Genomic DNA, 24398 nt, shown 5'->3' with positions numbered 1-24398 from the left:
TGTGACGTGGTGGGAGTGGATCGGGTGCGTGGGGACCGGACGTCAGCCGCCCATCGGGCCGCCGTGCCCGCCCGCGGGCGCCTCGCCCGCGGTGACGGTCGTCGCGGTGCCGTCGACGGTGATCGTGTAGGTCTCGCCGGACGTGATGTCGGCGGACGAGAAGACGACGGAGGCGAAGTCCTTCGCGATCGTGTACGCCGCCACCTCGGCGCCGTCGGCGTCGGTGATGACGACCTCCGAGCCGGCCGCAGCGGTGGTGCCGAGGGCCGTGGCGATCCACCCCTGGGCGGAGTCGGTGGACGGGGCGACCATCATCCCGGCGCTGCCGGTGGCGATGAGGGTGCCGCCGCTGACGTCGAAGGTGCCGTTGACGTCGAGCGCGCCGTTGCCGTCGGTGGTCGGGCCGTAGACGGTGATCTCGCCGCCGGTGATCGTGGCGCTGCCGTTGGAGTCGAGGCCGTCGCCGCTGGCCCACACCTCGAGCGTGCCGCCGTTGACGTACAGGGCCAGCGAGTCGTCGGCCGCCATCGCGCCGCCGGGCTGCCCGTCCATCGAGGCGCTGTCGTCCGAGGAGGCGGCGTTGACGCCGTCGTCGGCGGCGTGGAGCTCGACGTCGCCGTCGTCGATGACGATCAGCGAACCCTCGAGCGCCTCGTCGGAGCCGGCAACCTCGACCGTGCCGCCGCCGATGAGGACCTGCACGCCCTTGATGCCGTCGTCCTGCGAGGTGACGGTGAGCGCGCCGCCCTCGATCAGCACGAAGCCGGAGCCGGCGTCCTCGGTGTTGTCGGCCTTGAAGGTGTCACCGACGGCGTCGACGGTGACGGTGCCGTCGGTGAGGACGAGGTAGTCCTTGCCGAGGATGCCGTCGTCGACGGACGTCACGTCGATGGTGCCGCCGGTGATGACCAGGCCGTCCTTGCCGACGATGCCGTTGTTGCTGTTGCCGGTGACCGTCAGCGAACCGGTGCCGCCGATGGTCAGGTCGGCCGTCGAGTAGAGGGTGCCGGTGGGTGCGTCCTCCGACGTGTCGGCGTACGTCGCCGCGTCGGCGAGGGCGTTGGTGCTGCCGTCGGCGAGGACGACCACGACCGACTGGGCGTCGACGACGTCGATCGCGGCGGTCGTCTCGGAGGTGACCGTCGCGTCGTCGAGCACGAGGCGGACGACGCCGTCGCCGGCGTCGACGACCACCTGCCCGGTCAGCTCACCGCTCAGGACGTAGGTGCCGGCGGCCGCGATGGTGACGGTGCCGTCCTCGACGGTGACCGCGTCGCTGTCGGAGTCGGCGCCCGAGCCGGACAGCGTGATCGCCGTGGCGTCTGCCTCGCCGTAGGAGGTGTCGCCGGTCTCGACCTCGACGTTGCCGTCGAGCACGTCCTCCACGGTGGTGCCGGAGACGGTGGCGGCGGCCGACCTGCTCGGGCTGCTCGACGAGCTGGAGGTGCCTGCCACGGACGCGCTGCACCCCGCGAGGAGGACGGCGGCCAGGGTCCCGGCCACGGCCTGACGGAGGGGGATGAGTCGCATGGGGTGCGGCCTTTCGGTCGGTGGTGCCGCTCTCAGCGGCTCGTGGCGTCGATGCTGGACGCCCCACCTGTCGAGGCCGTGGGCCCACCTTGTGCGTCGGCTGTGAAGTGACGCCGGCGTCGGGACCCGCGAAGGGGTGTGGCTACCTGCCCCAGTTCTTGCGGCGCACGGCGCGGCGTGGCTTGCCACCGGCGTACGACAGCGACGAGTCGACGAGGAACCCGCGCTCGAGCGCCTCGCGCCCGATCAGCATCCGGAAGCCCATCTCGTCACGGTTGCTGAGCGTCATCACGGTCGTGATGGTGCGGCCGGCGAGCCTGACGTCGAGCGAGACGGCGTACCTCTTCTCGACCTGGCCGTTGCTGGAGCGCACCTCGCGCATGTCGAGCACCGGCAGGCTGAGCTCGACGTGGTCCTCGTCGGAGCGCTGCCACGGGTGGATGGAGAAGCGCACCCGCTCGTGGCCGTCCTCCTCGAACACCTCGAGGTCGAAGGCGTGGATCGACGACGACCGCGCGCCCGTGTCGATCTTCGCCTTCACCCACGGCACGTCGGCCTGGGGCAGCGCCACCCACTCGCGCCAGCCGACGACGACCTTCTCGGGTTCGGTCGGCTGGGGGGCGGGGTCCACGCGGCCATCTTGGCAGGTGGCGGCCTCCGGGCAGGTGGTTGGATGACGTCCCATGAAGCTCGCCATCCTGTCCCGGGCCCCGCGGTCCTACAGCACGCAGCGGCTCCGCACCGCCGCCCTGGACCGCGGCCACGACGTGAAGGTGCTCAACACCCTGCGCTTCGGCATCGACCTCACCGGCGACGAGCCCGACCTGCTGTTCCGCGGCAAGCAGCTGTCGACGTACGACGCCGTGCTGCCCCGCATCGGCAACTCGATCACCTACTTCGGCACCGCCGTCGTGCGCCAGTTCGAGCAGATGGACGTCTACACGCCCAACACGAGCTACGGCATCGCCAACAGCCGCGACAAGCTGCGCGCCACGCAGATCCTGTCGCGCCACAAGATCCCGATGCCGGCCACGACCTTCGTGCAGGACCGGGCCGACGTGATCCCGGCGATCGAGCGCGTCGGCGGGGCGCCGGTCGTGATCAAGCTGCTGGAGGGCACGCAGGGCATCGGCGTGATCCTGGCCCCGACCATCAAGGTGGCCGAGGCGATCATCGAGACGCTGCAGAGCACCCGGCAGAACGTCCTGATCCAGCGCTTCGTCAAGGAGAGCAAGGGCCGCGACATCCGCGCCCTCGTCGTCGGGGACCGCGTCGTCGCGGCGATGCGGCGGGTCGCCCAGGGCGACGAGTTCCGCTCGAACGTGCACCGCGGCGGCAGCGTCGAGCCGGTCGAGCTCGACGAGGAGTTCGAGCGGGTGGCCGTCCGGTCCGCGCAGATCATGGGCCTGCGCGTCGCCGGTGTCGACATGCTCGAGGGCCGTCGCGGCCCGCAGGTCATGGAGGTCAACTCCTCGCCCGGGCTCGAGGGCATCGAGCGCGCGACCAAGCTCGACGTCGCCGGCGCGATCGTCGACTACATGGCCAACCAGGTGGCCTTCCCCGACATCGACGTACGCCAGCGGCTGACCGTCTCGACCGGCTACGGCGTGGCCGAGATCGTCGTGCACGCCGGCTCCGACATGGTCGGCAAGAAGCTCGGCGACTCGGGCCTCGACGAGCGCGACATCACCGTCCTGACGCTGCACCGCGGACCCCAGGTCATCCCCAACCCGCGCAACAAGACCGTGCTCGAGGGCGAGGACCGCCTCCTCTGCTTCGGCAAGCTCGAGGAGATGCGCTCGATGATCCCCGACCGCAAGCAGAAGCGCGTCCGGCGACTGATGAAGAAGCACCTGCCGCCCGAGAGCTCGTAGCCCACGGTCCTTCGCTGCGGGTGAAGCCGGGAGCGCCTGCGCGCTCCACGATGGGTCGACTGACCCCCGGCGATGCTCGGCCGTCGCCACGGCACCGATGGCGTGGTGATTCGCATGGCTCCTGCGGAAGACTCCGGCGGCACGCCGCGCCAGGGCATCCTCCTGGCGGCGGCGATGTTCGTCTTCGTCATCGACACGTCGTTCATGAACGTGTCGATCTCGGCCGTCGTGGAGGACCTCGACACGACCGTGAGCGGCGTCCAGTCAGCCGTGGCGATCGAGGCGCTCGTGTCCGCTGCGTTCATCCTCATCAGCAGCAAGATCGGTGACCTGTTCGGGCGGAAGCGTGCGTTCGTCCTCGGCATGCTCTTCTACGCCGTCGGGGCGATCGCGATGGTGTTCGCGCAGGGCCTGACGGCGATCATCGTCTTCTGGGCCGTCCTCGGCGGGCTCGGCGCGTCCCTCTACCTCCCGGCGATGCAGTCGCTGATCCACGGGAACTTCGAGGGGAAGACCCGGGCCAAGGTGTTCGCCCTGGTTGGTGCGTCGGGGGCGATCGCCGCCGCGATCGGTCCCCTCGTCGGGGGCTTCGTCACGACGCTCCTGTCCTGGCGCGTCGGCTTCCTGCTGGAGGCGCTCATCATCGGAGCCGTGCTCCTGGGGAGCCGCGGCATCCGGGACGTGCCGTACGCCGGCGACCGGTCGGTCGACGTCCCCGGGGCGTTCCTCTCCGTGATCGGCATGGGCGGCCTCGTGCTGGGCGTCCTCGCGTGGCAGGAGGGCGCCGAGTCCGTCGTGCTCCTCCTCGCGATCGGGGTCATCGCGATGGCCGGTCTGGTGTCCTGGCTCATCCACCGCAAGCGCGACGGCAAGCCCGCGCTGATCGACCCGGGCCTCTTCTCGTCCAAGCTGTTCAGCACCGGCGTGACCCAGATCTTCCTGCAACAGGTCGCGCTGGGCGGGATGCTCATCGCGCTGCCGATCTTCTTGCAGCTCGTCTGGGGCTACAACGCGCTCCAGGCGGGCATCACGCTCGCGCCGCTGTCGCTCACGATGTTCGGCGTCGCACTGCTCGCCGGGCGGAGGGCTGGGCAGCGGAGGGCGAGCAGCATCATCCGCGCGGGCTTCATCCTGCTCGCCGCGGCGATCGCCGGCCTCATCCTCCTGGTGCCCCGGGCGGACTCCGGGTGGCACCTGGCGATCCCGCTCATCCTCGCGGGCGCCGGCCTCGGGCTCCTCGCCTCCCAGCTCAACAACTACGCGCTCGCCCCGCTCTCGGAGGACCGGGTCGGCGAGGCTGCAGGCGTCACGTCAGCGACCGGGTCGTTCGGCCTGTCGTTCGGTCTCGCCTTCGCCGGCGCGATCATGCTCGCCACCCTGTCGACCTCCTTCACGAACATGGCGGAGTCGAGCAGCGTCCTGCCGCCGGCCGACCAGGAGCGCGTAGCGACGGTCCTGGAGGACGACGCGCAGGTGATGAGCGACGCGCAGCTCGAGGAGCTCCTCGCCGGCCAGCCCGAGAACATCCAGGACGAGGTCCTCGCCATCAACGACGACGCCCGGGACCTCGCGCTCCAGGTCGCGCTCCTCGTGGCGCTCCTCGCCTCCCTGGTGGGGGTCGTTGTCGCGTTCCGGATGATGCGGCTGCCCGATCCTGCGACCTCGGCGACCGACGAGGTGGGCCTTGGGTGAGACCTCGCGCAACCGGCGCGAAAAGACAGTTGCGGTGCTATTCGAACAGGCGTACGATGTGGGTAGCACGCTGGTCCGGAAAGGATCCCTCGTCTGAGGTGACGGGGATCTGGGGACCAGGACAGTCACCCATAGAACCCGTCTTGGTGCTGACGGGATGCCGTACGGCTCTCGGGTGACGCCCTGGCAACGGTGCCACCAGTCATGCCTCACCGCTCCGCCCCGGACCCGGGCGGTGTCCAGTGAGCGCGTGCGAGGAGGTGGCCTGAGTGCATCCCATCATCGGGTGTGCCACCGACGTCCAGACCGCCTTGAAGGGCGTCGCGTCGGTCGAGCCGGCCTTCATGTCGGTGGGGGAGAAGCAGTCGGCGCTGGTGGCGCTGACCGAGGCCCGCTCACAGCTCGACGCACTGACCGCGACGGTGCTCGCCGCCTCCGACGACGTGGGCGAGCAGCACGGGCTGCGCGACGCCGCGGCGTGGCTCGCGGTGCAGACGCGGACGACCCGACGTGAGGCTCGTCGCGACCTGGCACTCGGCCGGGCGCTCGAGCAGCACGACGGCGTGGCTACGGCCCTGACGTCGGGTGTGCTCCGCACGGAGCAGGCACGAGTCATCGTCGAGGCGGTCGACGCTCTTCCGCCGCACGTCGACCTTGACGTTCGCGGGCTCGCCGAGACCACCCTGCTGGAGCTGGCCGCACGGCACGACGCCCGCGACCTGCGGCAGATCGGCAAGCGCATCCTGGACGTGGTGGCCCCCGAGGTGGGGGAGTGCCACGAGGAGTCCGTGCTCGCGGGCGAGGAGGCTCGGGCTGCTGCCGGTGTCGAGCTCACGCTGGTCGACGACGGCGAGGGGCGCTGCCACGGCAGGTTCACCGTGCCGTCCCACGTGGGCGCGATGCTCAAGCGCCACCTCCTCGCGCTCGCCAACCCGGCCCGCCACACCGAGGCCGACCTTCGCGACGAGTCTGGCGCCTGGAAGCCCCCGCGGCGGCGGCTCGGCGAGGCGTTCGTCGAGTACGTCGAGCGCTACCCGGTCGACGCCACCCCGCAGACCGCAGGCGTCAACGCCACGATCGTGGTGACCATGACCCTCGAGCAGCTGATGGCCGAGCACGCCACCGCGTTGCTCGACGACGGTTCGCGCATGACCGCGGGCCAAGCACGGCGACTGGCGTGCGAGGCCGGGATCATCCCGGCCGTGCTCGGGACGGACTCCCAGCCGCTCGACCTAGGACGGACCGCCCGGCTCTACAACAAGGCCCAGCGCATCGCCCTCGGCCTGCGCGACGGTGGGTGCACCGCGAAGGGCTGCGAGACCAGCGCATCCGGCTGCCACGCCCACCACGACGACCCCTGGTCGCGCCTCGGCCTCACCGACCTCACCAACGGCCGGCTCCTCTGCCCCCGCCACCACCGCCTGGCCCACGACTCCCGCTACGCGATGACCGTCCACGCCGACAACAAGGTCACCTTCGCCAGGCGGACGTAGGCCGGCGAGGGGGATGCCAAAGAGCGCCCAGATTGGGCGTGTGTCAGTGGCGCTGCGAACCGCCCAGAATGACGCGCACGTCATTGATGCGCACGCGGCGAGTCCTTATCGACTGCGGCACGGGCCGTGAGGGGCTCAGCGGGTCTTGCCGCAACGCTCGGCTTCCTCAATGAGGTGCTCTGCACTCTGCTGCATGAGGATTTCACTACGGTTCCGTCGAAGATTGTCGAGCCAGTCCGGGACGTGTGCGTTGGTCTGGCGGATGTTCAGGATTTGGTCTTGTACCGCCCGGCAGTCAGTGATCGTGATCTCGCCATGGCGCTGAAGTGCCCTCTCCCAGAGGCCGTGGACCCTCGTTTCAACCTTCGCCTTAGTCTCGCTGCTTTCGCGGTTGTTACGGATCATCTCGATGAGTTCACGTGCGGGGCCAAGCAGTGGCAGGACGAGTGCGATTAGGGCGTCGGCGACGGTGAGGCTTCCGAGTAGCGCAACGGCGACCCCGGCGAGGACGAGGGCGACGAGAACGCCGATGAGAATGCTGGCGTAAAAGCGGTGGATCGAGGCGCCCCAGCCGAGGTTGCTGCGTTGGCAGATGAGGACGTCGAGGGGGCGAGCGACCGTTCCGGTGTCGGGGTACCAGTCCCTAGTCCGATTGCCTCGATAACGGTCGGCCGCGTCGGCAACGAGTGTCGGCGAGGGGTGCTCAGCCGCAATCGCGTTCCAGGGCATGTCGAACACGTAGGTGTCGAACTCTTCTTGCATGAAGGCCGCCTGTTTTCGGCGCCGCTTCTCACTCCCGCCGCCGAGAACAGACCACAGGAAGGTGGCCGTCCCGCCGAGGGCGCCGCCGACGACCCGCGCCTCGGGGATCGCGAGGGCCACCGCCACGGTGATAACGGCCAGCGCAACGACTGTGAGGACGCGGGCGTCGTGGAGTTGCTTGGCGTCGGTGTAGAGACGGGATTGTGCTGCAAGGAGGCGCTGGGCGCGCTCGGTGTTCTGCACGGACGCGACCGTGCGCGGGGTGCTGTCGCTCATCGAGCGGGAGCCTACGTGTCGCAGTACGGAAAGTCGTTGCCCCAGATGGCCTGCAACGCCTGGTTCATCTCGTATCGCTCGTTGGCCAGCCACGCGGCGTGCGCGGCGTCGATGTTCTTCTTGAACTTCCGCAGGTCGGCCAGTGCCGACGAGCGGGCCCAGTCGCTGGAGCAGGCGCTAATCCGCGACACCAGCCGGGCCGGGTCGTTCATGGCGGGCAGTCCTTGGTTCACCAGCGTTGTGACGATGGACCGGATCGCTGTGAAGGGGTAGATGCTGTCGTTGTTCTTGCCGTACTCGGCGGCGCGCATCTCCAGGTAGAACGAGGAGATCGAGACGGCGTGCTCGTACCGCCACGACTTGAGCAGACGGGCGGTCTCGCGAACATCGCCGCTGTGCTTGCGGTCGAGATCGGCAACGGTCTTGTTGTGTGCCTGCGGAGCCGCTTCCCGCCAGCCACCGCCCGACCCTGGGATGAGGAGGACACGGTTCTCGTCGGTGGTGCCTCGTTCGAGGTAAGCGGGGGTGATTTCGTAGTACGGGAGGAGTCCCGGAAAGTTGAGCGTGACGGTCGGGCGGCTCACGGTCACCGTCGCCTCCCACAGTTCGTCGTTGAGCAGGTCGCGGAGGTTGTTGAGGATGGTGTTTGAGGAACCTGGGCGGTCCTCATAGTGGATGCGGGCGACGTAATCGACGTCGCTGTGCGGCATCACGGCCGTGCCGTGCTGAAACGACCCGCTCTGAAAGAAGCCCATGAGCCGGTGGTGCTCGTCGATGATTCCTCGCACCCGCTCGCGGTAGCGGCGAACCTCGGCCTTCTGTGACTCCGTCGGAGCACGCAGGGCCAGATAGTGGTCGAAGCCTTCCCAGAGCGCTGTCACGAAACCCCCGTCTGCGTCGCTCCCTGATGTTCGCCGATCACCCTACGGCCGCACGCCGACACCCGGTGACGGCCTGGACGTCTCACCGTTGGCCGCCGACCCGTTGCCGAGCCGGGTCGCGTCGAGTACCAGTTGGACACACTCGTGACCTCGGCGAGCCCCTTGCGCTACATGGTGGAACACAGCAGCTTCGTCCCGGACCGCTACGACGACATGCCCCGAGTCAACGAACTCGTGATGACAACAGCACGGAAACTGGAGGCATCAATGCACTGAGGCTGTGACCCGGGACTGGGCGGTGGACGCGAGAGTCAGGGCTTGGGAGAGCGCGGAATCTAGCTGGAGGAACTGGTCCAAACCCGCTCTGAGAGTGGCGGGAGTCGATACAGTTCGTGGCGGAAGTTCAAGTCCATTCGGATTGAATAGTCTGCTTATGAGCTACGGATGAAGGTTCGGAAAATTGGCGGCCTACGTTCCATATGAACACTCGACGCGCTTGCTGTGGCACATCATCTACTCGACCCTGTGCAGGGAGCCAAGTCGCTTTTCGCCAGAATTCAGATGGCGCCAGGAGGTCATGTCCAATATCCGATCGTCACTAAAACCTGAACGGGTACTACTGACTGGCTCATGGTCACATGGAACCTCGCTGCGAGGAGTCAGTGACCGCGATTACTTCCTACTCTTGCCCGATTGCCCGCCCGACGAACCTCGCGTAGTGCTCGAACGATTGTATGGCGAACTGGCGACTACGGTCAGTAGTTCTACGGTGCTGCACGTCGATTCGCCAGCCGTATGCATTGTGGATCCGTACACTCGGCTCAACATCGATCTTGTTCCTGCATTTATTCAGGGAGATAGCAGKGACTACCTAATACCCGGCCGGTCCTCAAGCGTTTGGATCCACACAAATCCCTTAGCTCACATTTCGTATCTTGACCGCGCGGCCGAATCTGACTACAGCGTGCGAGATATCATTCGGCTCGTTAAAGCTTGGAAGGTTCGCCACCTGCCCGAGCTTTCATCGCTCTACGTCGAAATGTTTACTGCACAAATCTACTTTTCTCAGCAGGCACTTCCACTACTCGATCAACTTGCCGCGGTTATGGACGCCATCGCGAGGCAAGGCCTAAGTGAGCTCCAGGATCCAAGTGCGCGCGACGGTAGGGTCATCAGCGCCCTTACCGAGCCATCGATCGACACGCGTGCGGCTATCCGCAGAGTTTCCGACGCTCGGGATCTGGTTTGGCGTGTCGATAGCGCGGAAAGGTCGCGGTCTACTGAAAAGGTCGAGGAGTATATTCGCGCGCTATATGGGCCAGTGAGGCCACCGCGTTCAAGCAATTGGTCGCGCCCGCTCCGTACCCGGCGCGATCCAATTCGGATGCATCTCCGCGGTCGCTAAGGCTGAGCGTCGCCGCGTATCGGCGCTAGTCCTAGAGGCAACTCACGAGGTCGAGGCTCGAGGTCAGCCTCTCCGAATCGCTGGCGGACAAGCTTCGCGGTTCGTGCCTGACTTCCTTCCTGAGGGTGCGCGACCGCCGCGACCCCGCCGGACTGCCCGGCGCGAACGGGTCGGTACGGCCGCTATCGAACTGTGCGGGGTGCCGGTTTCGACCATGTGCCCTTCGAGGTGCACGACGATGGCGTCATGCATTCGCCGCTTTCCTTTCACCCGCTCGTGAGTTTCGCTGAGTTGCTCTCGCGCGCGTCCACGGCGTGAGCCGCTCGCCGCCTCCGCCTGATTGAATCCCATCGGACCAGTAAGACCGCAGAGCGACCGTTGATCTTGGCGGGCGGGGGCTGTGCGGACTCGTTCGCCGCAATGTCCGGTCGGGCGCGCGACTTGGGCGGATCGATGAGCACGCCATGAGCGTCATCGAAATGCTGGATCGTAGCTGGGGGCCGAGTCGTTCGGCGGCGCACCTGAACCTGATCGCGGGTCAGGCGATGGACGGCGTTCGCATGCCGGCGGTCGAGGAACTCGCTCGCGTTTGCCTGACTGCTGGAGTCTATGGCGACTGCGTCGACCTCGCGGCACTCCTGGATATCAGGAGCAGGGGACTTCAGGTGAGTCGGGCGATGCGGCCGCACGCTACGGGGACAAGGCACCGCGTCATACCACCGCCTGAAGGCGTGAGGCTCTCGACAGAGCGACACCGGCGCTCGGGTCGGGCGTCACGCTTTCATGGAGCGGGGCGGCTGCAAGACCCGGAGGTCAGGTGCCAGGATCGACGCTCGCCGCACCAGTACGAGCCGGTCGGCACCTTGCGTCCACGGCCTTGGCCTCCGAGTTGAATGGCGCGAAGCGCGCATTCGGCGGACCACCGATTGGCGTATCGAATCTTGGAGCAACGGGGCATCGCGACATTCCGCAGCTCGCGTGCGCCACTGGTTAACTCCAGCCCGTCACGATGAGGCCGCGCTTACGCCGCTAGGCCCAGTTCGGAGCATGTGTGCCTCCGGATGACTCTGGAGAGGTAGCGCCTGGGGCTTGCTGACGCCAGACACGTATGCGTCTACCGCCGCGAGAGTGCCTGCACTCCCCATCCTGCTATCAAGCACTGCCACTGCGCCGACCGCAACGCATGCGTTGAGTGAGTTGCGATGAAAAGGCACCTTTCACCCCCAAGACGGCTGGCGTCATGGGTTCCTCAACTCGGTGAAGGCGTGCTAGGCCACCAAGAACCGAGGACGGACATCGTCAGCCCTGTCCCATATCGACGCTGTCGGGTGTCGGTAGATGCACTGTTGCGATGCAAACTCGGATTTCCCGCCCAGCGCGGACGTACGTCAGGACTGGCCAATCGCGAACCTCGCCCTGCTGCTCCTCATCGTCTCTTGGCGTGTATCCGTCGACTTCGCGAACGGCCGCGAGAGCACGCTCTCTAGCGGGCGCGAACTCCAGTTGAGTCATGTACAGGAGCAGGACGGCCGAAGTGTCGTGCGCGGTCATGTACTTGCTGAGCAGTTGATCCTCAAGTGCAGAGGCGGCCACCGCCGGAGAGCCCTTCTTTGCTTCGCATACGAACACCGGCTCGCCGCTCAGCCCGTCCGGGAGAGATTCAGCCCGGATCAAGATGTCCGTCTTTCCGCCGTAGTGATAGACCTCCCGGTCGGCTCCCGGCACCGTGGCCTTGAGGGTGGCGGTTAGCAGGCAGCTCAGATCGTCCTCGGTGAGTTGCGCGAAACTTCCTGGGTAATCGTGAACCCCTTGGGCCCAAACACCGATGATGTTCTGGATGTCGTTGAAAGACGCTGACGTCAGGCGTTGGCCTCCCGGTGCAACGAGGGTGGCGGTAGCCTCAGAGGGATTGGCAGCATCACCGGTTGCCGTCGACGCGTCCGTCGCCACAGTTTCAAGCCGAGGCAAGGTCGGCTTCCACGCAGGATCCAGTGACAGGGACTCCCGGATCGACGCTCGAGCCGACAGCCGCCGCCGTGCACTGGTGGCTATCTCTGTGAGGACCGTTCTTGTCTCGCCATCAACGAATCTGGCCGTTTGCTCGTTGATGGCTCGACAAATCTCTCTGAGGTAGTCAAGCCGCTGTCGCACCGCCGTGGCGATTGCGTCCGTTTGTGAGTAGACGCCGATCTCTTCTTCCGTCAGGTCGAGCGTGACGTATAGACGTGGGATGCCGCGGCCCGGAGATGCGTCGAACGCAGGCGTGAACAGGAACGTGGTCTGAGTCATTTGTGCAAAGACCGGGTTTGGGTCGCCTGCCGACGGCGGCGGAAGCGTAAGTTGGCGCAGTTCCTCTCGCGTCGGCTCATCCTCACGCCTGAAGCCGACTGGGGTCACAGAGGGGGCAACCTCGTCCGGCCACCATGCGAGCATTTCTAGTGGGCCGGCCATTTCCACCGGAAAGAGCCATCGTTCGGTGCCAAGAGATTGTCCAACCTCCCGTCCGGGTCGCCAATCCCCGGTTGCAGTCACATGGTCGCCGAAGCTAAGTACCTCGAGGCTCGCTGGACGCGCCTCAACCAGTTGATCGTCCAGAGCAAGAAGGAAGAGGTCCAGTTCCTCCACAGACGAGACCTGGCGGAGAGTTACGATCAATGGGTCGAGAATGCGCTGCCGAAGCCAAACTGACAATCGTCGGCTCTCTGGGTAGAACCAAGTGAAGAGGTGCGGCTCAGACATGTCGGCAGACTAGATGAACACCTCCTGACTGCTCTGCGACGGCTGCACGACTACTGCGATGCGCTGACTAGCTAAGTCCAACGACCAGGGCCGCGTCACTCCGCCGCGAATCGGCGCCATGCGGCGTATGCGCGTAGCTCGCACGCAGACGAGCAGCGCTACCTCCAGCCTCTGCGGCTTGCTGGGAAGCTCGCGCGGATGTGCAAGCTAGTCGCTCCAGAACGCTGTGACTGACCGCCAAGGTCAAAGCCGACCTTTTTCAGCTCAACTCCAAGATCGCCATCGATAGCGTGGGTGCGATTGCTTCGAATGTTGATCACCACTTCAGTGGCACCGTTTTCCAGAACACTGCTCACTGCGGCGGCGAATCCGGGCTCGTCCGGCCAGCGTAAGGGCCGTGGATCACGCGGCGCGCTGCCTGCGCCACTGTGCCGGAAGTCGAACCCGCTGTTCTCGATGCGCTGCTGCGTCAGTTCGCCGCCACGACCCATTACTCTCGCGCGGGCTGAGCGCCGAACGGTGACCTCGCCATATGTCTCACAAGTGATCTCGGAGGCGCCGAGGGTGTTCATAATCCGAATGGCCTCGTTGTATCGGTCACGGAGAGACCATTCGTCGTACTCTCCAAAGGGGACGAGGAACGGCCCAGCCTCGCTCGCAACCTCGACGTAGACGAGCGATGTTCGGATCGCACCTTCCACGGAGCGCGAGCCCGCAGCCGCCGCCACGGGCGACTGCAGCATCTCAACTTGTCCCTTGAGCACAACAGGACTCTCGTCGTAGTACGCGACAAGCTGACTCAACCTCGACCCCCTAGGTCCACATGTCCGCCCGAGATTACGGGGTCAAGCAGTGCCCGACAGCCAAAGGCCAAAGTCAACCGCGTCACTCCGCAGCCGCCTGTCGGCGTGGGCCTATCCGCTGAAGCCTTTGAGCAGCCTTGCGCACATGTGGCTCGGCGGTGAATGTGCCGGCCGTAGCGGGCGCGCGGGAAGATCCGTCCCCAATTAGGCGATGCGCGGCCCTATCGAAGCGAACGGCGTCGTGAGTAACCTCCGAGCGGAAGCACGATCACGGGGCGGGAGACTCGGATGTCGCGCAGGATCGCCGTACCACTCGCATGCGCACTGGCGGCAGTGTTGGTGGCGGTGCTCGCTGCGGCGCCGTCCTTCGCACGGACGGACCGGTGGGCGGCCTGGTCCCCGGTCGAGGGCACCGCGAACGCGTTCCGGCTCACCATGGCTCAGCGCTCGCCAGGGTTCCCCGCAGCGACGGTCGCCAGCGATTCCCGCTCACCCGTGCAGGTTCCGTCCGGTGCGTCGGCCTTCCTGGGGCCGGGTACGCCGCCGGGCGCGAAGTACGGCTCCAGCGCCGGCAACCCGTACCTCGTGCTCCGGGCACGGGCAGACACCCCCACCGGGCGGTCCACGACGACGTACACCTTCGACGCGCCGACACCGGACACCGGTTGGGGGTTCGTGCTGGGCGACCTCGACGCGGACCTGGTCGCGGTGTCGGCCACCGATGCCAGCGGTGCCGCCGTCGCCGCGGCCGAGATCGACTCGTGGTTCGCAGGGACGTTCAACTACGCCGGCGGGACCGACCAGCCCACGTGGGACGCGGCCACCTCGACCCTGACCGGCAACGCCGCTGCCCTGGACACCGACGGCGCGGCGGGTTGGTTCGAGCCCGACATCCGGCTCACCAGCCTGACGATGACCTTCACCCGCCGCTCCGGATTCCCCGTCTACCAGACCTGGTTCGTCAGCCGGGCCCGACCGATCGGCGGCACGGTCGAGGACGTGTCCACGGTGGGCACGTGCGCTCCGGGCGGACTCACCCTGAGCCTGGTGTCACCGTTCGGGGACACCCTCGCGACGACGACGCCGGCGGCCGACGGCTCGTACTCGTTCGGCGAGCTCGCCACCCAGGCCGGGTACACCGTGCGTGCGGACGTGCCGGACGGCTGCGTGGTGATCGGGCCGGCCGAGCAGACCGTGTCCAACCGCGGCAACGACAACGACCCCGCGAGCCGCGCCGACTTCGACGTCCGCGCCATCGTCCCGCAACCCATCAGTGGCACCGTCCGCGACGACGACGGGGCCCCCGTCGCCGGCGTGACCGTGACCCTCGCCGGTCCGGGCGGACCGGCGACCACCACGACAGCCGCCGACGGCAGCTACCTGTTCGACAACAATCCGATCGGCACCGGCTACACGGTCACCATCGCAGTTCCCGCCGGCTACACCGCGGGACCGGGCGGGACCCAGATCGGCGGCATCGCCGTCACGAATGTCCCAGTGCCGGGACAGGACTTCACGGTGGTCGACCTGCCTGCCGTCTCGGGCACGGTCACCGGCGCCGGCTCCGGTCTCGGCGGCGTCCAGGTGGTGCTCACCCCCGACGGCGGTGGCACCCCGTCCACGACCGTCACCACCGGCGACGGGTCCTACGAGGTGGACGGGCTGCCCCCGGGGGACTACACCCTCGAGGTCATCCCGCCCGACGGATGGACCGCCCCCGGACCGCAGGACATCACCGTCCCGGCCGATGGCCTGACCGGACAGGACATCGCACTGACAAGTCCCGGCGCGCTCGGCGGCGCCGTCACCACTGACGGCGCTCCTTCTGCAGGTGTCACCGTCGCCGTCGACGGCCCTGGCGGACCGCTGACGTTGCAGACCGACGCAGATGGGCAGTACTTCCTCGACGACCTCCCGCCCGGTTCCTACACGATCACCATCACCGTCCCCGGCGGCACCACCGCCACCGGGCCGACGACCCGTACCGTCACCATCACCGCAGCGGGCGAGGTCCGCGGCGGCCAGGACTTCACCCTGACGACCGCGCGCGCCCAGCCGAACCGTGCCACGACCGCGCAGGACGTCACCGTCACCGTCGACGTCGTCGGCAACGACACCCCCGGCACCGGTCAGACGTTCGACCTCACATCCGTCGTCTTCACCTCGCCGAACGCCACCAACGGCGGCAGGACCCTGACCGCGCCGGGTGAGGGCGTCTACACGATCGACCCCGTGACGGGTGCGGTCACCTTCGACCCGGAGCCCGGCTTCAGCGGACAGGCCACCCCGGTCGGCTACCAGGTGAGCGACACCAACGGGAGCACCGTCCGATCCACGGTGACGATCACCGTAACCCCGGCCGTCCCGCCCGTTCCCCCAGTCTCCCCCGTTCCCCCGGGGCCGCCCGTCCCTCCCGTCCCGGATGACGACGACGTCGACCTCGTCCTCGACAAGCGTGCCGTCAGCGGCACGCAGGCCAGGGTGGGCGGGACCGTGCGCTACAAGCTCACGGTGCGCAACAAGGGGACGGACGCCGCTTCGCGCGCGGTCACGCTGGTCGACCGACTGCCCGCGGGACTCGAGCTGGTGGCCGCCAGGAGCAATGGCTGGGCGTGCACGGCCCGCAAGGCGGCGGACACCGTCAGGTGCGTGCTGAGGAAGGACATCGGCGCCGGCAGGAAGGCGGCTCCGGTGTTCGTCGTCACGCAGCCGACCAAGGCCGCGACGGGACGCTTGTCGAACGTCGCCAGGGTCCGCGTCGCCGGGGAGTCCGTCCGGACCAACAACACGGCCACCGCCGTCGTCACCGTGGTCCCGGCGCAGCTGCCCGCGACCGGTTTCCGTCTCCTCACGTGGCCGTGACGGGCGTGGCACCCGCAGGACCGCTCCACGGCTGTCGCGCCGCCCTCGCCCGCGGCGCCGTGCTGGGAGTCGCGCTTGCGGCGGCCTCCGCCCCGTGGATCGAGCCCGCCCACGCGGCGGCGACCGCTGCGCGGCCGGCCTGCGCCGCGGTGGACCACCCCTTCCGACCGAGCACGCTCACGATCGATGGCGTGCTCGCCCCGACCACGGTCATCGGCAGGGGACAGGACCGGCACGGCGTGCCGAAGCCCCCGCCGCTCACCGAGCGGGGCAAGTGGCAGCTCGCCTGGGACAAGGCATCGGGCGTGCGCCCGGGCGGCACCGCCGGCGTCGTACGCCTCACCGCCCACACCTACCCCCGACACCGTCCCTCCGACCGGGGCCGCGACGGAGCACCGGCGCTGGGCAACCTGCTGCTGGCCCGCCTGCGCATCGGCGCCCAGCTGGACGTCACCGGCGCGAATGGCGACCGGCTCTGCTACCGGGTGACCCGGCGGCAGCAGGTCCGCGCCACCGCCTCCCTGTCCGGCTACTACGACACCACCGGCGCCCCGCGGCTGGCCATCCTCGTCTGCTCCGGCACCCGGCGCGGTCCGGGCGACTGGACCCACCGCACCATCTGGTGGGCGCAGCCGGTCGCGACCCGCGACGGCGCAGCCTGAGCCCCCCTCAGCCGTCCTCGGCTTCGAACAGAGCCTGGCGCTGGCGCGCGGCGTCCATCGCGGCGAGGAACTTGGCGTCGTACTCCGGATCGTCCGCGCGGATCGACGTGATCACGTGCTCGTCGATCACCCGCGTGTCCCCCTCGCGGACCTTCTGCAGCACGACGCGTGTCTCTCCCTTGGCGTCGTAGTGCGCGACGCGCCAGGTGCCCGCGGCCGCCACGTGAGGGCCCTGGCTCGTGGGGCGCAGGAGGAGCGACGTCACCCAGAAGATGAGGAGTCCCAGCACGCCGATCACGAGGGCGGCCTCGAGCATGACCATCTGTCGATTGTGCGGGCTCGAGGACGGCATCGCCAAGGGACGCGGAACGCGCGACACTGGTAGGTCACGCACGTCCGGGGACGGAGGGTCGATGGAACCGAGCGCGACGACATCAGACGAAGACTTCCTGGAGGAGCTCCGACGACACCGCGCGGAGCTGCGCGAGTCGATGAGCGCGCTGGAGGATGCGATGGCCGCGCCGGCCGTCGGCGACCGAGATCGCTGGGCCCAACGTGTCCATGTCGCCGCGGTGGAGCTCGCCGGCGACCTCCGGCAGCACGTCGACATCACGGAGGCTCCCGACGGTCTGCACCGCGAGATCCTCACGGCCTCACCGCGGTTGTCCGGAGCCGTCGCCACCCTCACTCGCGAGCACGTGCTGATCCGCGGTCAGCTCGACAGCCTCCTGGCCCGAGTCGGGCCGGTGGAAGTCATCCCTGACGTCGACAGGGTCCGCGACCTGGGTACGGCGCTCCTCGGCAGGCTCGTCCGGCACCGCCAACGAGGGTCCGACCTCGTCTACGAGGCGTACGAGTTCGACATCGGGGGCGAGACCTGACCGGCGGCCCCGTGCTGGACCGACACCGGTGCCCCGCCCGTACTGCCATAACGTTGCGGCCATGAAGGCTTTGGTCCTGGAAAACATCCACCCGACTGCAGTGGATGTCCTGAGGTCCCGCGGCTACGAGGTCGAGCTGCGCACGGGAGCGTTGCGCGAGGACGAGCTGATCGAGTCGCTCGACGGCGTACAGCTGCTGGGGATCCGGTCCAACACGACGGTGACCGAGCGGGTCCTCAAGGAAGCGCCCGACCTGGAGGCGATCGGCTGCTTCTGCATCGGCACCAACCAGGTCGACCTGGGCGCGGCTGCGGAGCGGGGCATCGGCGTGTTCAACGCGCCGTACTCCAACACGCGAAGCGTGGTCGAGCTGGTGATCGGCGAGATCATCGCGCTGGCCCGGAGGCTGCCGGAGAAGACCCAGCGGATGCACGACGGCGTCTGGGACAAGTCAGCGCGGGGGAGCCACGAGGTGCGCGGGCGGACGCTCGGGATCGTCGGGTACGGCAACATCGGCACCCAGCTGTCGAACGTCGCCGAGGCGCTCGGGATGCGGGTGGTCTTCTACGACAAGGCGGACCGTCCCGCCCACGGCAACGCTCGCCGCATGGCGTCGCTCGCCGAGCTGCTCGAGAGCGCCGACGTGGTCAGCCTCCACGTCGACGGCCGGCCGGGGAACGCGGGCCTGTTCGGTGCCGCCGAGTTCGCGGCCATGAAGCCACGAGCCCTGTTCATCAACGCCTCGCGCGGCATGGTGGTCGACTACGACTCGCTGCGCGCCCATGTCCTGTCCGGGCACATCGCGGGCGCGGCGGTCGACGTGTTCCCGGTCGAGCCGAAGGCCCAGGGGGACGAGTTCGTGTCCGTGCTGCGGGGTCTCGACAACGTCATCCTGACGCCCCACGTCGGTGGCTCGACCCAGGAGGCGCAGGAGGAGATCGGCCGGTTCGTGGCGGAGAAGCTCGCCGGTTACACCCTCCAGGGGAGCACGGCGCTGTCGGTCAACCTCCCGCAGGTCCTCACGCCCACGCTGACCGGTGAGCACCGGCTGGGCTTCCTCCACCACAACGTCCCCGGGGTCCTCGCCAACCTCAACGCCGTGTTCGCCGAGGCCGGCGACAACGTGATCGGTCAGCACCTGTCGACCAGGGACCACCTCGGCTACGTGGTCACCGACGCGTCGGAGCCCCTGTCCGCCGAGGCCGTCGAGGAGCTGCGGCGCTCGGAGCACTGCGTGTGGGTACGCACGTGGTGATGTCGGCGTGAACGTTGAAGGAGCTGGTCGTGATGCCGAGGGCGCGTTGCTCCCGCGGCAGCTGTACGCGGCGCTCGAGGGATGCACCTACCTCAACCAGGCATCCCTGGGACTCGTGCCCCGCCCGACCATCGAGGCGATGACGCGATTCCTCGAGGAGGTCGGCCAGTACGGAAACGTCCGACTGTCCGACGACGCCGAGGCACGGGTCCTGGACGGCGTACGGCAGGCTGCAGCAACGTTGTTCGACGCCCCACCCGGATCGATCGCGGTGCTGGCCGGGGCGAGCGAAGGGCTGGGGCAGGTGGCGGCGGCCCTCGCCCCCGGACTGAGGCCGAACGCACCGGAGGTCGTGCTGGTGACGACCGACTTCCCCAGCGTCACCTACCCGTGGCTCGCCGCCAGGGGTCGAGGCCCTGCCACGACACCCGTCCTCCGCTGGGTCGTCGACGAGCCCGGAAGCGACCTCACCGACCGGCTCGTCGCGGCAGTGGGCGAACGGACCGGCGTCGTGTGCGTGAGCGCGGTGCAGTACTCGACGGGCACGAGGATCGACGTCGCTGCCGTGGCTCGCGCCGCGCGCACGGTGGGGGCCCGTGTCGTCGTCGACGTGACCCAGCTCGCGGGTGCCGCCCCGGTGAGCATGAGGGAGTGGGGCGTCGACGCTCTCGTGTGCAGCGGGTACAAGTGGCTCTCGGCCCACGGCGGTGTCGCCGTCGCCGCGCTGAGCGCCGAGATGGCCGAGCTCGTGCCTCCGGTGGTGGGATGGATGGGGGCTGAGGATCCCTTCGACTTCGACGCCACCCACCTGAGGCTCGCAGCAGGCGCTCGCCGCTTCGAGCTCTCGACCATGTCGTACGCCTCTGCGGTGGGGCTCCAACAGTCCATCGAGCTGCTCAGCAGCGCGGGGATCCCCGCTCTCGCCGATCACTCACGCCTCCTGGCCGACGAGCTCGTCGACCTCGTGGGCCCGTCCGGCTGGTCCCCGTTCCGTGAGGTGGGGGACCCAGCCGCCAGCCACCACCTCATCTCGCTGCGACACCCCCGCGCGTCGGGACCTGACGTCCAGGCCGCCCTGGCCCGAGACCACTCCGTCTTCACCAGCTCACGGGTCGGCGGGATCCGCGTGTCCCTGCACGGCTACAACACCAGTGACGACCTCCAGGTGCTCGCCGGGGCGCTGACCCGCGTCACCTGATCCCGCCGATCGACGTCGGATCAGTCGCGCGCCCGTGTGTGCCAGAGCCACGCGATCCCGACGAACGGCAGCACCAGCGGCAGCCACCCGTAGCCGGCGCCGTAGTCCGACCAGACGGTCGCGTCGGGGAACAGCTCCGGGTCGAGCACGGTGAGCGTGCCGACGGTGAGCACGCCGACGAGCTCGAATCCGACCGCAGCCCAGGCCAGCCGGCGGGGGCTGGGGCCGACCTCGGCGAGGCCGAGGGTGGCGGCGACGTACACCAGCGCGGCGACGGCGGAGAGGGCGTACGCCAGCGGCGCCTCGCCTGCCTTGGTGGCGAGCTGCACGAGCGAGCGAGCGGTCGCGGCGAGGGCGAAGACGCCGTACACCGCGACGAGGGCGCGGCCGAGGCCCGACGAGGTGGAGGCGGCGGCGCGGCTCACGACGGCCACACCTGCATGACGCGTACGACGACGAACGCCTGCGCCAGACCGGCGACCATCAGCACGGCCGTGGCGCCGCGGCTGCGCTCGGCCAGCGACCACACGAAGCCGATCGGCAGCAGGACGAGCCCGGCGACCAGGTAGCCGAACAGCGTGACGAGCCGCCCGCCGGACAGGTCCACGCCGCCGACCTGCACCGCGGCGACGACGAGCAGGACGAGGGTGAGCGCCTCGATCACGGCGGCGAAGCCGAGCAGGCCCCAGTCGGGCGTGCGGTCGAGCACGACGTAGACCAGCACCACCGCCGCGAAGAGCAGCGAGGCGACGAGCAGCACGAGGGGCAGGGGTCCGTCCACGAGGGTCGATTGTCGCAGGGCCGTCCTCACAGACCCGTCACAGCATCGCGGCAGTCCGTCGACAGGTGAGCCGGACAACATCGGGGCTCCCGAACCGCTGGACGAAGGATCTCGATGAACCCCACCTACCTCCTCGCCGCCGTCGACATCGTCGCCGTGCTGGTGCTCGCCCTCGCCGTCTACTACCCGCGCCACCGCCGCGCCGACCTGGTCACCGCGTTCGTCGCGGTCAACGTCGGCGTGCTGTCGGTGACGATCGTGCTGGCGAGCAGCGCCGCGACGGTCGGGCTCGGCCTGGGGTTGTTCGGCGTGCTCTCCATCATCCGGCTGCGCTCCGACGAGCTCGGCCAGCACGAGATCGCCTACTACTTCGCCGCGCTCGCCATCGGCCTGCTCGGCGGCCTCGGCACCGGCGACGTGGCCCTCTCTGCCACGCTCATGGTCGGCCTGGTGCTCGTCCTCGCCCTTGCCGACAGCCGCCTGCTGCACGCCACCGGGCTGCGCCAGGTCGTCGTGCTCGACAGCGCGGTCACCGACGAGCGCGACCTCGTCGTCCGCCTCGAGATGCTCCTCGACGCCCGCGTCACCCGGGTCACGCCGATCCGCGTGGACCTCGTCAACGACACCACGACCGTCGAGGTCCATTACGCCGCCGCGCCCCGCCCGGCCCTCCCCGCGGCCGAGCGCCACGAGGTCGCGGCGGTCACCCGATGACCAATCAGGTGAGCGCCCTCGACCCCCTCCCCACCGTCTCCCTCGACGAGCTCAACGACCTCGCGCAGCTGCTGACCCGCACCGACCGCAAGTACGTCGTCCCGGCGGACGAGCTCGACCCCGTGGTCACCGGGCTGTATCCCACCGGGAGGGCCGGCCCGCGGGTGCTCGAGGTCGACGGCCGTCGCAGCTCGCGCTACGAGTCGACGTACCTCGACACCGTCAACCTCGACAGCTGGACCGGCGCGGCGACCCGCCGCCGGCACCGCTGGAAGGTCCGCTGCCGCGTCTACGCCGACACCGGCGAGCGATGGCTCGAGGTGAAGACGCGCGGCCTGCGCGGCACCACCGTCAAGGAGCGGCTGCCGCACGACGGACCGGACGTCTCCGGCCACGCCGACGCGTGGGTCCGCGACCGGCTCGGCGCCGCGCGCGTCCACGACGTCGACCCGTCGGGCCTCGTCGCGACGCTGCACACCAGCTACCGGCGTACGACGCTCCTCCTCCCCGACGGCGCCGGCCGGGCCACGATCGACCGCGACCTGTGCTGGGTGTCCGGCCACGGCACCGCCGAGGTCGGCGAGGTGCTGGTCGTCGAGACCAAGTCGGGCACTCCACGCCCCGGCCCGCTGGACCGGCGGCTGTGGGAGCTCGGCCACCGGCCGGTCCGGATCTCGAAGTACGGCACCGGGCTGGCGCTGCTCACCCCCGACCTCCCCGGCAACCGCTGGCACCGCGTCACCAGTCGCCACCTCGCCGGCCACCTCACCCTCCGCGAAGGAGCCCTCGCATGAACCCCCGCGTACGCCGTCACCTGGCGATCGCCACCGGCGTCTGGGACGCGACCCAGGTGCAAGAGATCGAGGTCGAGGTCGACGAGGACGCCGTCGCCGCGATGATCGACACCTACCAGGAGACCGACGAGAAGGAGTGGCTCGAGGCGACCGTCACCATCGACGGGGAGGACTTCGAGCGCGCCGGCATCCGGCTCAAGGGCAACTCGTCGCTGCGCAACGTCGGCGACGACTCCGAGGTAGGCGACCTGCCGTGGCTGGTCCGGCTCGACAAGTTCATTGACGACAATTCAATCGACGGCTGGAGCGAGTTCATCGTCCGCTCCAACACCTCGCAGACCGCGCTCAACGAGGCCGTCGCCCTCGACCTGCTCGCCGAGGCCGGGCTGGCCAGCGAGCACGCCGTCGCGTCGTCGTTCAGCGTCAACGGCGCGGATGCCCGGCTGCGGCTGGTCGTCCAGAACCTCGACGAGGAGTGGGAGGCGGAGAACTTCACCACCGACGGCCCCGGCAACAACTCGTACCTCCGCTGGGACGCCGAGTCGGCGCCTTCACCGTCGTGGCGTGGGACCACAACCTCGCCTTCGGTGGATCGCCCGGCGGCGGCGGCGGCTTCCCGGGCCAGGACGGGGAGCGGCCCGAGCGGCCCGAGGGCATGCCGACCGACATGCCGTCGGGGATGCCGACCGACCGACCCGAGGGCGGGCCCGGCGGAGGCATGGTCGGCGGGATGGTCGGCGGGATGGTCGGCGGGATGGGCGGGCGCGAGAACGTGCTCGTCGAGCGCTTCACCGCCGTGGACGAGTGGGCCGACCTCGTCGAGCAGGCGAAGGCCGACCTGACCGAGGAGCTGTACGCCAGCGGCTACGCCGAGGAGGTCCTCGACCGGTGGGTGGAAGTCCTCACCGAGCAGGCCGGCGACCTCGTCGACGCCGACACCGTCCAGCAGGAGGCCGACGCGATCCGGGAGAAGGTCACCGGCTGACTGCGCGACCTCCTCGACCAACGGGCGTCAGGGGGCCTTCGGGAGCTCCTTCATCGCGTGGTCGGCGATCTTCTTCATCATGTAGCCGTCGAGACCGCCGCCGATGAACCCACCGGCGAGCGGGATGCCGCGGCCGAGGCCGGCGAGCCCCTTCTCGCTGACGCCGCGCATCAGCCGGAAGCCGACGGCCTTGTTGACCATCATCAGGGCCGCGGGCGGCAGGCCGCCGAGGGCGTACGTCGTCGCGCGACCGCTGACGCTCGACATGCCGACCTTCTTGAGCACCTCGTCGGACTCCGCGCCGACGAGCACCAGCAGGATCGCGCTCCGGATCCGCGGGTCGTCCACGTCGTAGCCGCGCAGCACCGCGACGGTGCCGACCATCCGGGTGGCCTGGAGGTAGAACTCGGCGACGTTGACCGGCAGCGCGACCGGCATCGTGACGTAGCCGCCGACGCCCGTGATGAAGCCGCCGATGCCGCCGGTGACGGTCGTGCGTCGGGCCACCGCGGCGATCGCCTTCTCCGGGTCGCCGCCGGCCTTGCGCAGCGCCTCGTCGGCCACCTCGCGGACGGAGTCCAGCGGGCCTCGTCCGTCGAGGCCCACGTCGAGGAGCATGGTGACCATCCGGTCGATGGCGCCGGGGTCGTGGTGCGGCTCCCTCGACGCCTCGAGCGCGGTCTGGGTGGTGGCTGCCTCGGAGCGGCCGCGGGTGACGAGGTCCTTGAGTCCCATGGCGCAAACACTACGAACACAACGGTGAGACGGACGTCACACCCTCCTAGCGTCGGGGTTCGGACGCACTCGGTCG

23 protein-coding genes are annotated in these 24398 nt (G+C 68.9%); 13 read left to right on the top strand and 10 right to left on the bottom strand.

The window, feature by feature from the left end; all coding sequences use genetic code 11:
• Positions 1–42: 42 nt before the first annotated feature.
• Complete coding sequence (locus ACXJKB_RS10530; RefSeq protein WP_457188077.1) at positions 43–1530, bottom strand: carbohydrate-binding domain-containing protein; 1488 nt, start codon at positions 1528–1530, stop codon at positions 43–45.
• 142 nt (positions 1531–1672) lie between these two features.
• Entirely contained in the window at positions 1673–2161 is a 489-nt protein-coding gene (locus tag ACXJKB_RS10525) for an ATP-dependent zinc protease family protein (RefSeq protein ID WP_457188075.1), read from the bottom strand.
• 52 nt (positions 2162–2213) lie between these two features.
• Between ACXJKB_RS10525 and ACXJKB_RS10520 the strand changes: the two genes are divergently transcribed.
• From ACXJKB_RS10520 to ACXJKB_RS10510, 3 genes are all read left to right on the top strand, one after another.
• Positions 2214–3404, top strand: a complete 1191-nt coding sequence (locus ACXJKB_RS10520; RefSeq protein WP_457188073.1) for a RimK family alpha-L-glutamate ligase — start codon at positions 2214–2216, stop codon at positions 3402–3404.
• Between the two features lie 114 nt (positions 3405–3518).
• Positions 3519–5096 carry an MFS transporter gene (locus ACXJKB_RS10515; protein WP_457188071.1) on the top strand — a complete coding sequence of 526 codons (1578 nt, stop codon included), beginning with the start codon at positions 3519–3521 and terminating at the stop codon, positions 5094–5096.
• Positions 5097–5365: 269 nt separating this feature from the next.
• The gene (locus ACXJKB_RS10510; RefSeq protein WP_457188069.1) at positions 5366–6589 is read left to right on the top strand and encodes a DUF222 domain-containing protein; all 1224 of its coding nucleotides are present in this window, start codon (positions 5366–5368) and stop codon (positions 6587–6589) included.
• Between the two features lie 135 nt (positions 6590–6724).
• On the opposite strand, the gene ACXJKB_RS10505 is transcribed toward ACXJKB_RS10510, so the two are convergent.
• Together ACXJKB_RS10505 and ACXJKB_RS10500 are read right to left on the bottom strand one after the other, a co-directional pair.
• Positions 6725–7627, bottom strand: a complete 903-nt coding sequence (locus ACXJKB_RS10505; RefSeq protein WP_457188067.1) for an S-4TM family putative pore-forming effector — start codon at positions 7625–7627, stop codon at positions 6725–6727.
• Between the two features lie 11 nt (positions 7628–7638).
• Positions 7639–8508, bottom strand: coding sequence for an SMODS domain-containing nucleotidyltransferase (locus tag ACXJKB_RS10500; RefSeq protein ID WP_457188065.1), 870 nt, complete (start codon positions 8506–8508; stop codon positions 7639–7641).
• Positions 8509–9085: 577 nt separating this feature from the next.
• On the opposite strand from ACXJKB_RS10500, the gene ACXJKB_RS10495 reads away from it, so the two are divergent.
• Complete coding sequence (locus ACXJKB_RS10495) at positions 9086–9913, top strand: SMODS domain-containing nucleotidyltransferase (protein WP_457188063.1); 828 nt, start codon at positions 9086–9088, stop codon at positions 9911–9913.
• Between the two features lie 1299 nt (positions 9914–11212).
• Here the strand turns inward: ACXJKB_RS10495 and ACXJKB_RS10490 are convergent.
• Positions 11213–12652: a hypothetical protein gene (locus ACXJKB_RS10490; RefSeq protein WP_457188061.1), complete on the bottom strand. Its 1440-nt coding sequence runs from the start codon at positions 12650–12652 to the stop codon at positions 11213–11215.
• Positions 12653–12810: 158 nt separating this feature from the next.
• Positions 12811–13455: a hypothetical protein gene (locus tag ACXJKB_RS10485; RefSeq protein WP_457188060.1), complete on the bottom strand. Its 645-nt coding sequence runs from the start codon at positions 13453–13455 to the stop codon at positions 12811–12813.
• 495 nt (positions 13456–13950) lie between these two features.
• Between ACXJKB_RS10485 and ACXJKB_RS10480 the strand changes: the two genes are divergently transcribed.
• Both ACXJKB_RS10480 and ACXJKB_RS10475 read left to right on the top strand, forming a co-directional pair.
• Positions 13951–16317 (top strand): carboxypeptidase regulatory-like domain-containing protein, encoded by a 2367-nt coding sequence (locus tag ACXJKB_RS10480; protein ID WP_457188058.1) that lies wholly within the window; start codon positions 13951–13953, stop codon positions 16315–16317.
• A gap of 5 nt (positions 16318–16322) precedes the next feature.
• Positions 16323–16979 carry a class F sortase gene (locus tag ACXJKB_RS10475; protein WP_457188056.1) on the top strand — a complete coding sequence of 219 codons (657 nt, stop codon included), beginning with the start codon at positions 16323–16325 and terminating at the stop codon, positions 16977–16979.
• Positions 16980–16986: 7 nt separating this feature from the next.
• Here the strand turns inward: ACXJKB_RS10475 and ACXJKB_RS10470 are convergent, their stop codons facing one another.
• On the bottom strand, positions 16987–17301 hold the full coding sequence (locus tag ACXJKB_RS10470) for a hypothetical protein (protein WP_457188054.1): 315 nt from the start codon (positions 17299–17301) through the stop codon (positions 16987–16989).
• Positions 17302–17392: 91 nt separating this feature from the next.
• Here ACXJKB_RS10470 and ACXJKB_RS10465 point away from each other — a divergent pair, with 91 nt between their 5' ends.
• The 3 genes from ACXJKB_RS10465 (at position 17393) to ACXJKB_RS10455 (ending at position 20313) form a co-directional block, all read left to right on the top strand.
• On the top strand, positions 17393–17860 hold the full coding sequence (locus ACXJKB_RS10465; RefSeq protein WP_457188052.1) for a hypothetical protein: 468 nt from the start codon (positions 17393–17395) through the stop codon (positions 17858–17860).
• Positions 17861–17921: 61 nt separating this feature from the next.
• Entirely contained in the window at positions 17922–19115 is a 1194-nt protein-coding gene (gene serA / locus ACXJKB_RS10460; protein WP_457188050.1) for a phosphoglycerate dehydrogenase, read from the top strand.
• A 7-nt stretch (positions 19116–19122) separates the two neighbouring features.
• Positions 19123–20313, top strand: a complete 1191-nt coding sequence (locus ACXJKB_RS10455; RefSeq protein WP_457188048.1) for an aminotransferase class V-fold PLP-dependent enzyme — start codon at positions 19123–19125, stop codon at positions 20311–20313.
• Positions 20314–20333: 20 nt separating this feature from the next.
• Here ACXJKB_RS10455 and ACXJKB_RS10450 read toward each other — a convergent pair whose 3' ends face one another.
• Positions 20334–20738 (bottom strand): hypothetical protein, encoded by a 405-nt coding sequence (locus ACXJKB_RS10450; RefSeq protein ID WP_457188046.1) that lies wholly within the window; start codon positions 20736–20738, stop codon positions 20334–20336.
• Positions 20735–21094, bottom strand: a complete 360-nt coding sequence (locus ACXJKB_RS10445) for a hypothetical protein (RefSeq protein WP_300048236.1) — start codon at positions 21092–21094, stop codon at positions 20735–20737. Before ACXJKB_RS10445 ends, ACXJKB_RS10450 begins: the two co-directional genes overlap by 4 nt.
• 114 nt (positions 21095–21208) lie before the next feature.
• Between ACXJKB_RS10445 and ACXJKB_RS10440 the strand changes: the two genes are divergently transcribed.
• From ACXJKB_RS10440 to ACXJKB_RS10425, 4 genes are read left to right on the top strand one after another with little or no spacing between them, the layout of a single operon-like run.
• Positions 21209–21808: a DUF4956 domain-containing protein gene (locus tag ACXJKB_RS10440; protein ID WP_457188043.1), complete on the top strand. Its 600-nt coding sequence runs from the start codon at positions 21209–21211 to the stop codon at positions 21806–21808.
• Complete coding sequence (locus ACXJKB_RS10435) at positions 21805–22602, top strand: polyphosphate polymerase domain-containing protein (protein WP_457188041.1); 798 nt, start codon at positions 21805–21807, stop codon at positions 22600–22602. Before ACXJKB_RS10440 ends, ACXJKB_RS10435 begins: the two co-directional genes overlap by 4 nt.
• Positions 22599–23444 (top strand): hypothetical protein, encoded by an 846-nt coding sequence (locus ACXJKB_RS10430; protein ID WP_457188039.1) that lies wholly within the window; start codon positions 22599–22601, stop codon positions 23442–23444. The genes ACXJKB_RS10435 and ACXJKB_RS10430 overlap by 4 nt, the downstream gene beginning before the upstream one ends.
• Complete coding sequence (locus tag ACXJKB_RS10425; protein ID WP_457188037.1) at positions 23399–23587, top strand: hypothetical protein; 189 nt, start codon at positions 23399–23401, stop codon at positions 23585–23587. The genes ACXJKB_RS10430 and ACXJKB_RS10425 overlap by 46 nt, the downstream gene beginning before the upstream one ends.
• Positions 23588–23614: 27 nt before the next feature.
• On the opposite strand, the gene ACXJKB_RS10420 is transcribed toward ACXJKB_RS10425, so the two are convergent.
• Entirely contained in the window at positions 23615–24322 is a 708-nt protein-coding gene (locus ACXJKB_RS10420) for an EcsC family protein (protein WP_457188035.1), read from the bottom strand.
• Positions 24323–24398 lie beyond the last annotated feature (76 nt).

Source organism: Nocardioides sp. P5_E3 (assembly GCF_054049275.1).
This window is presented reverse-complemented; position numbering and strand designations above follow the sequence as displayed.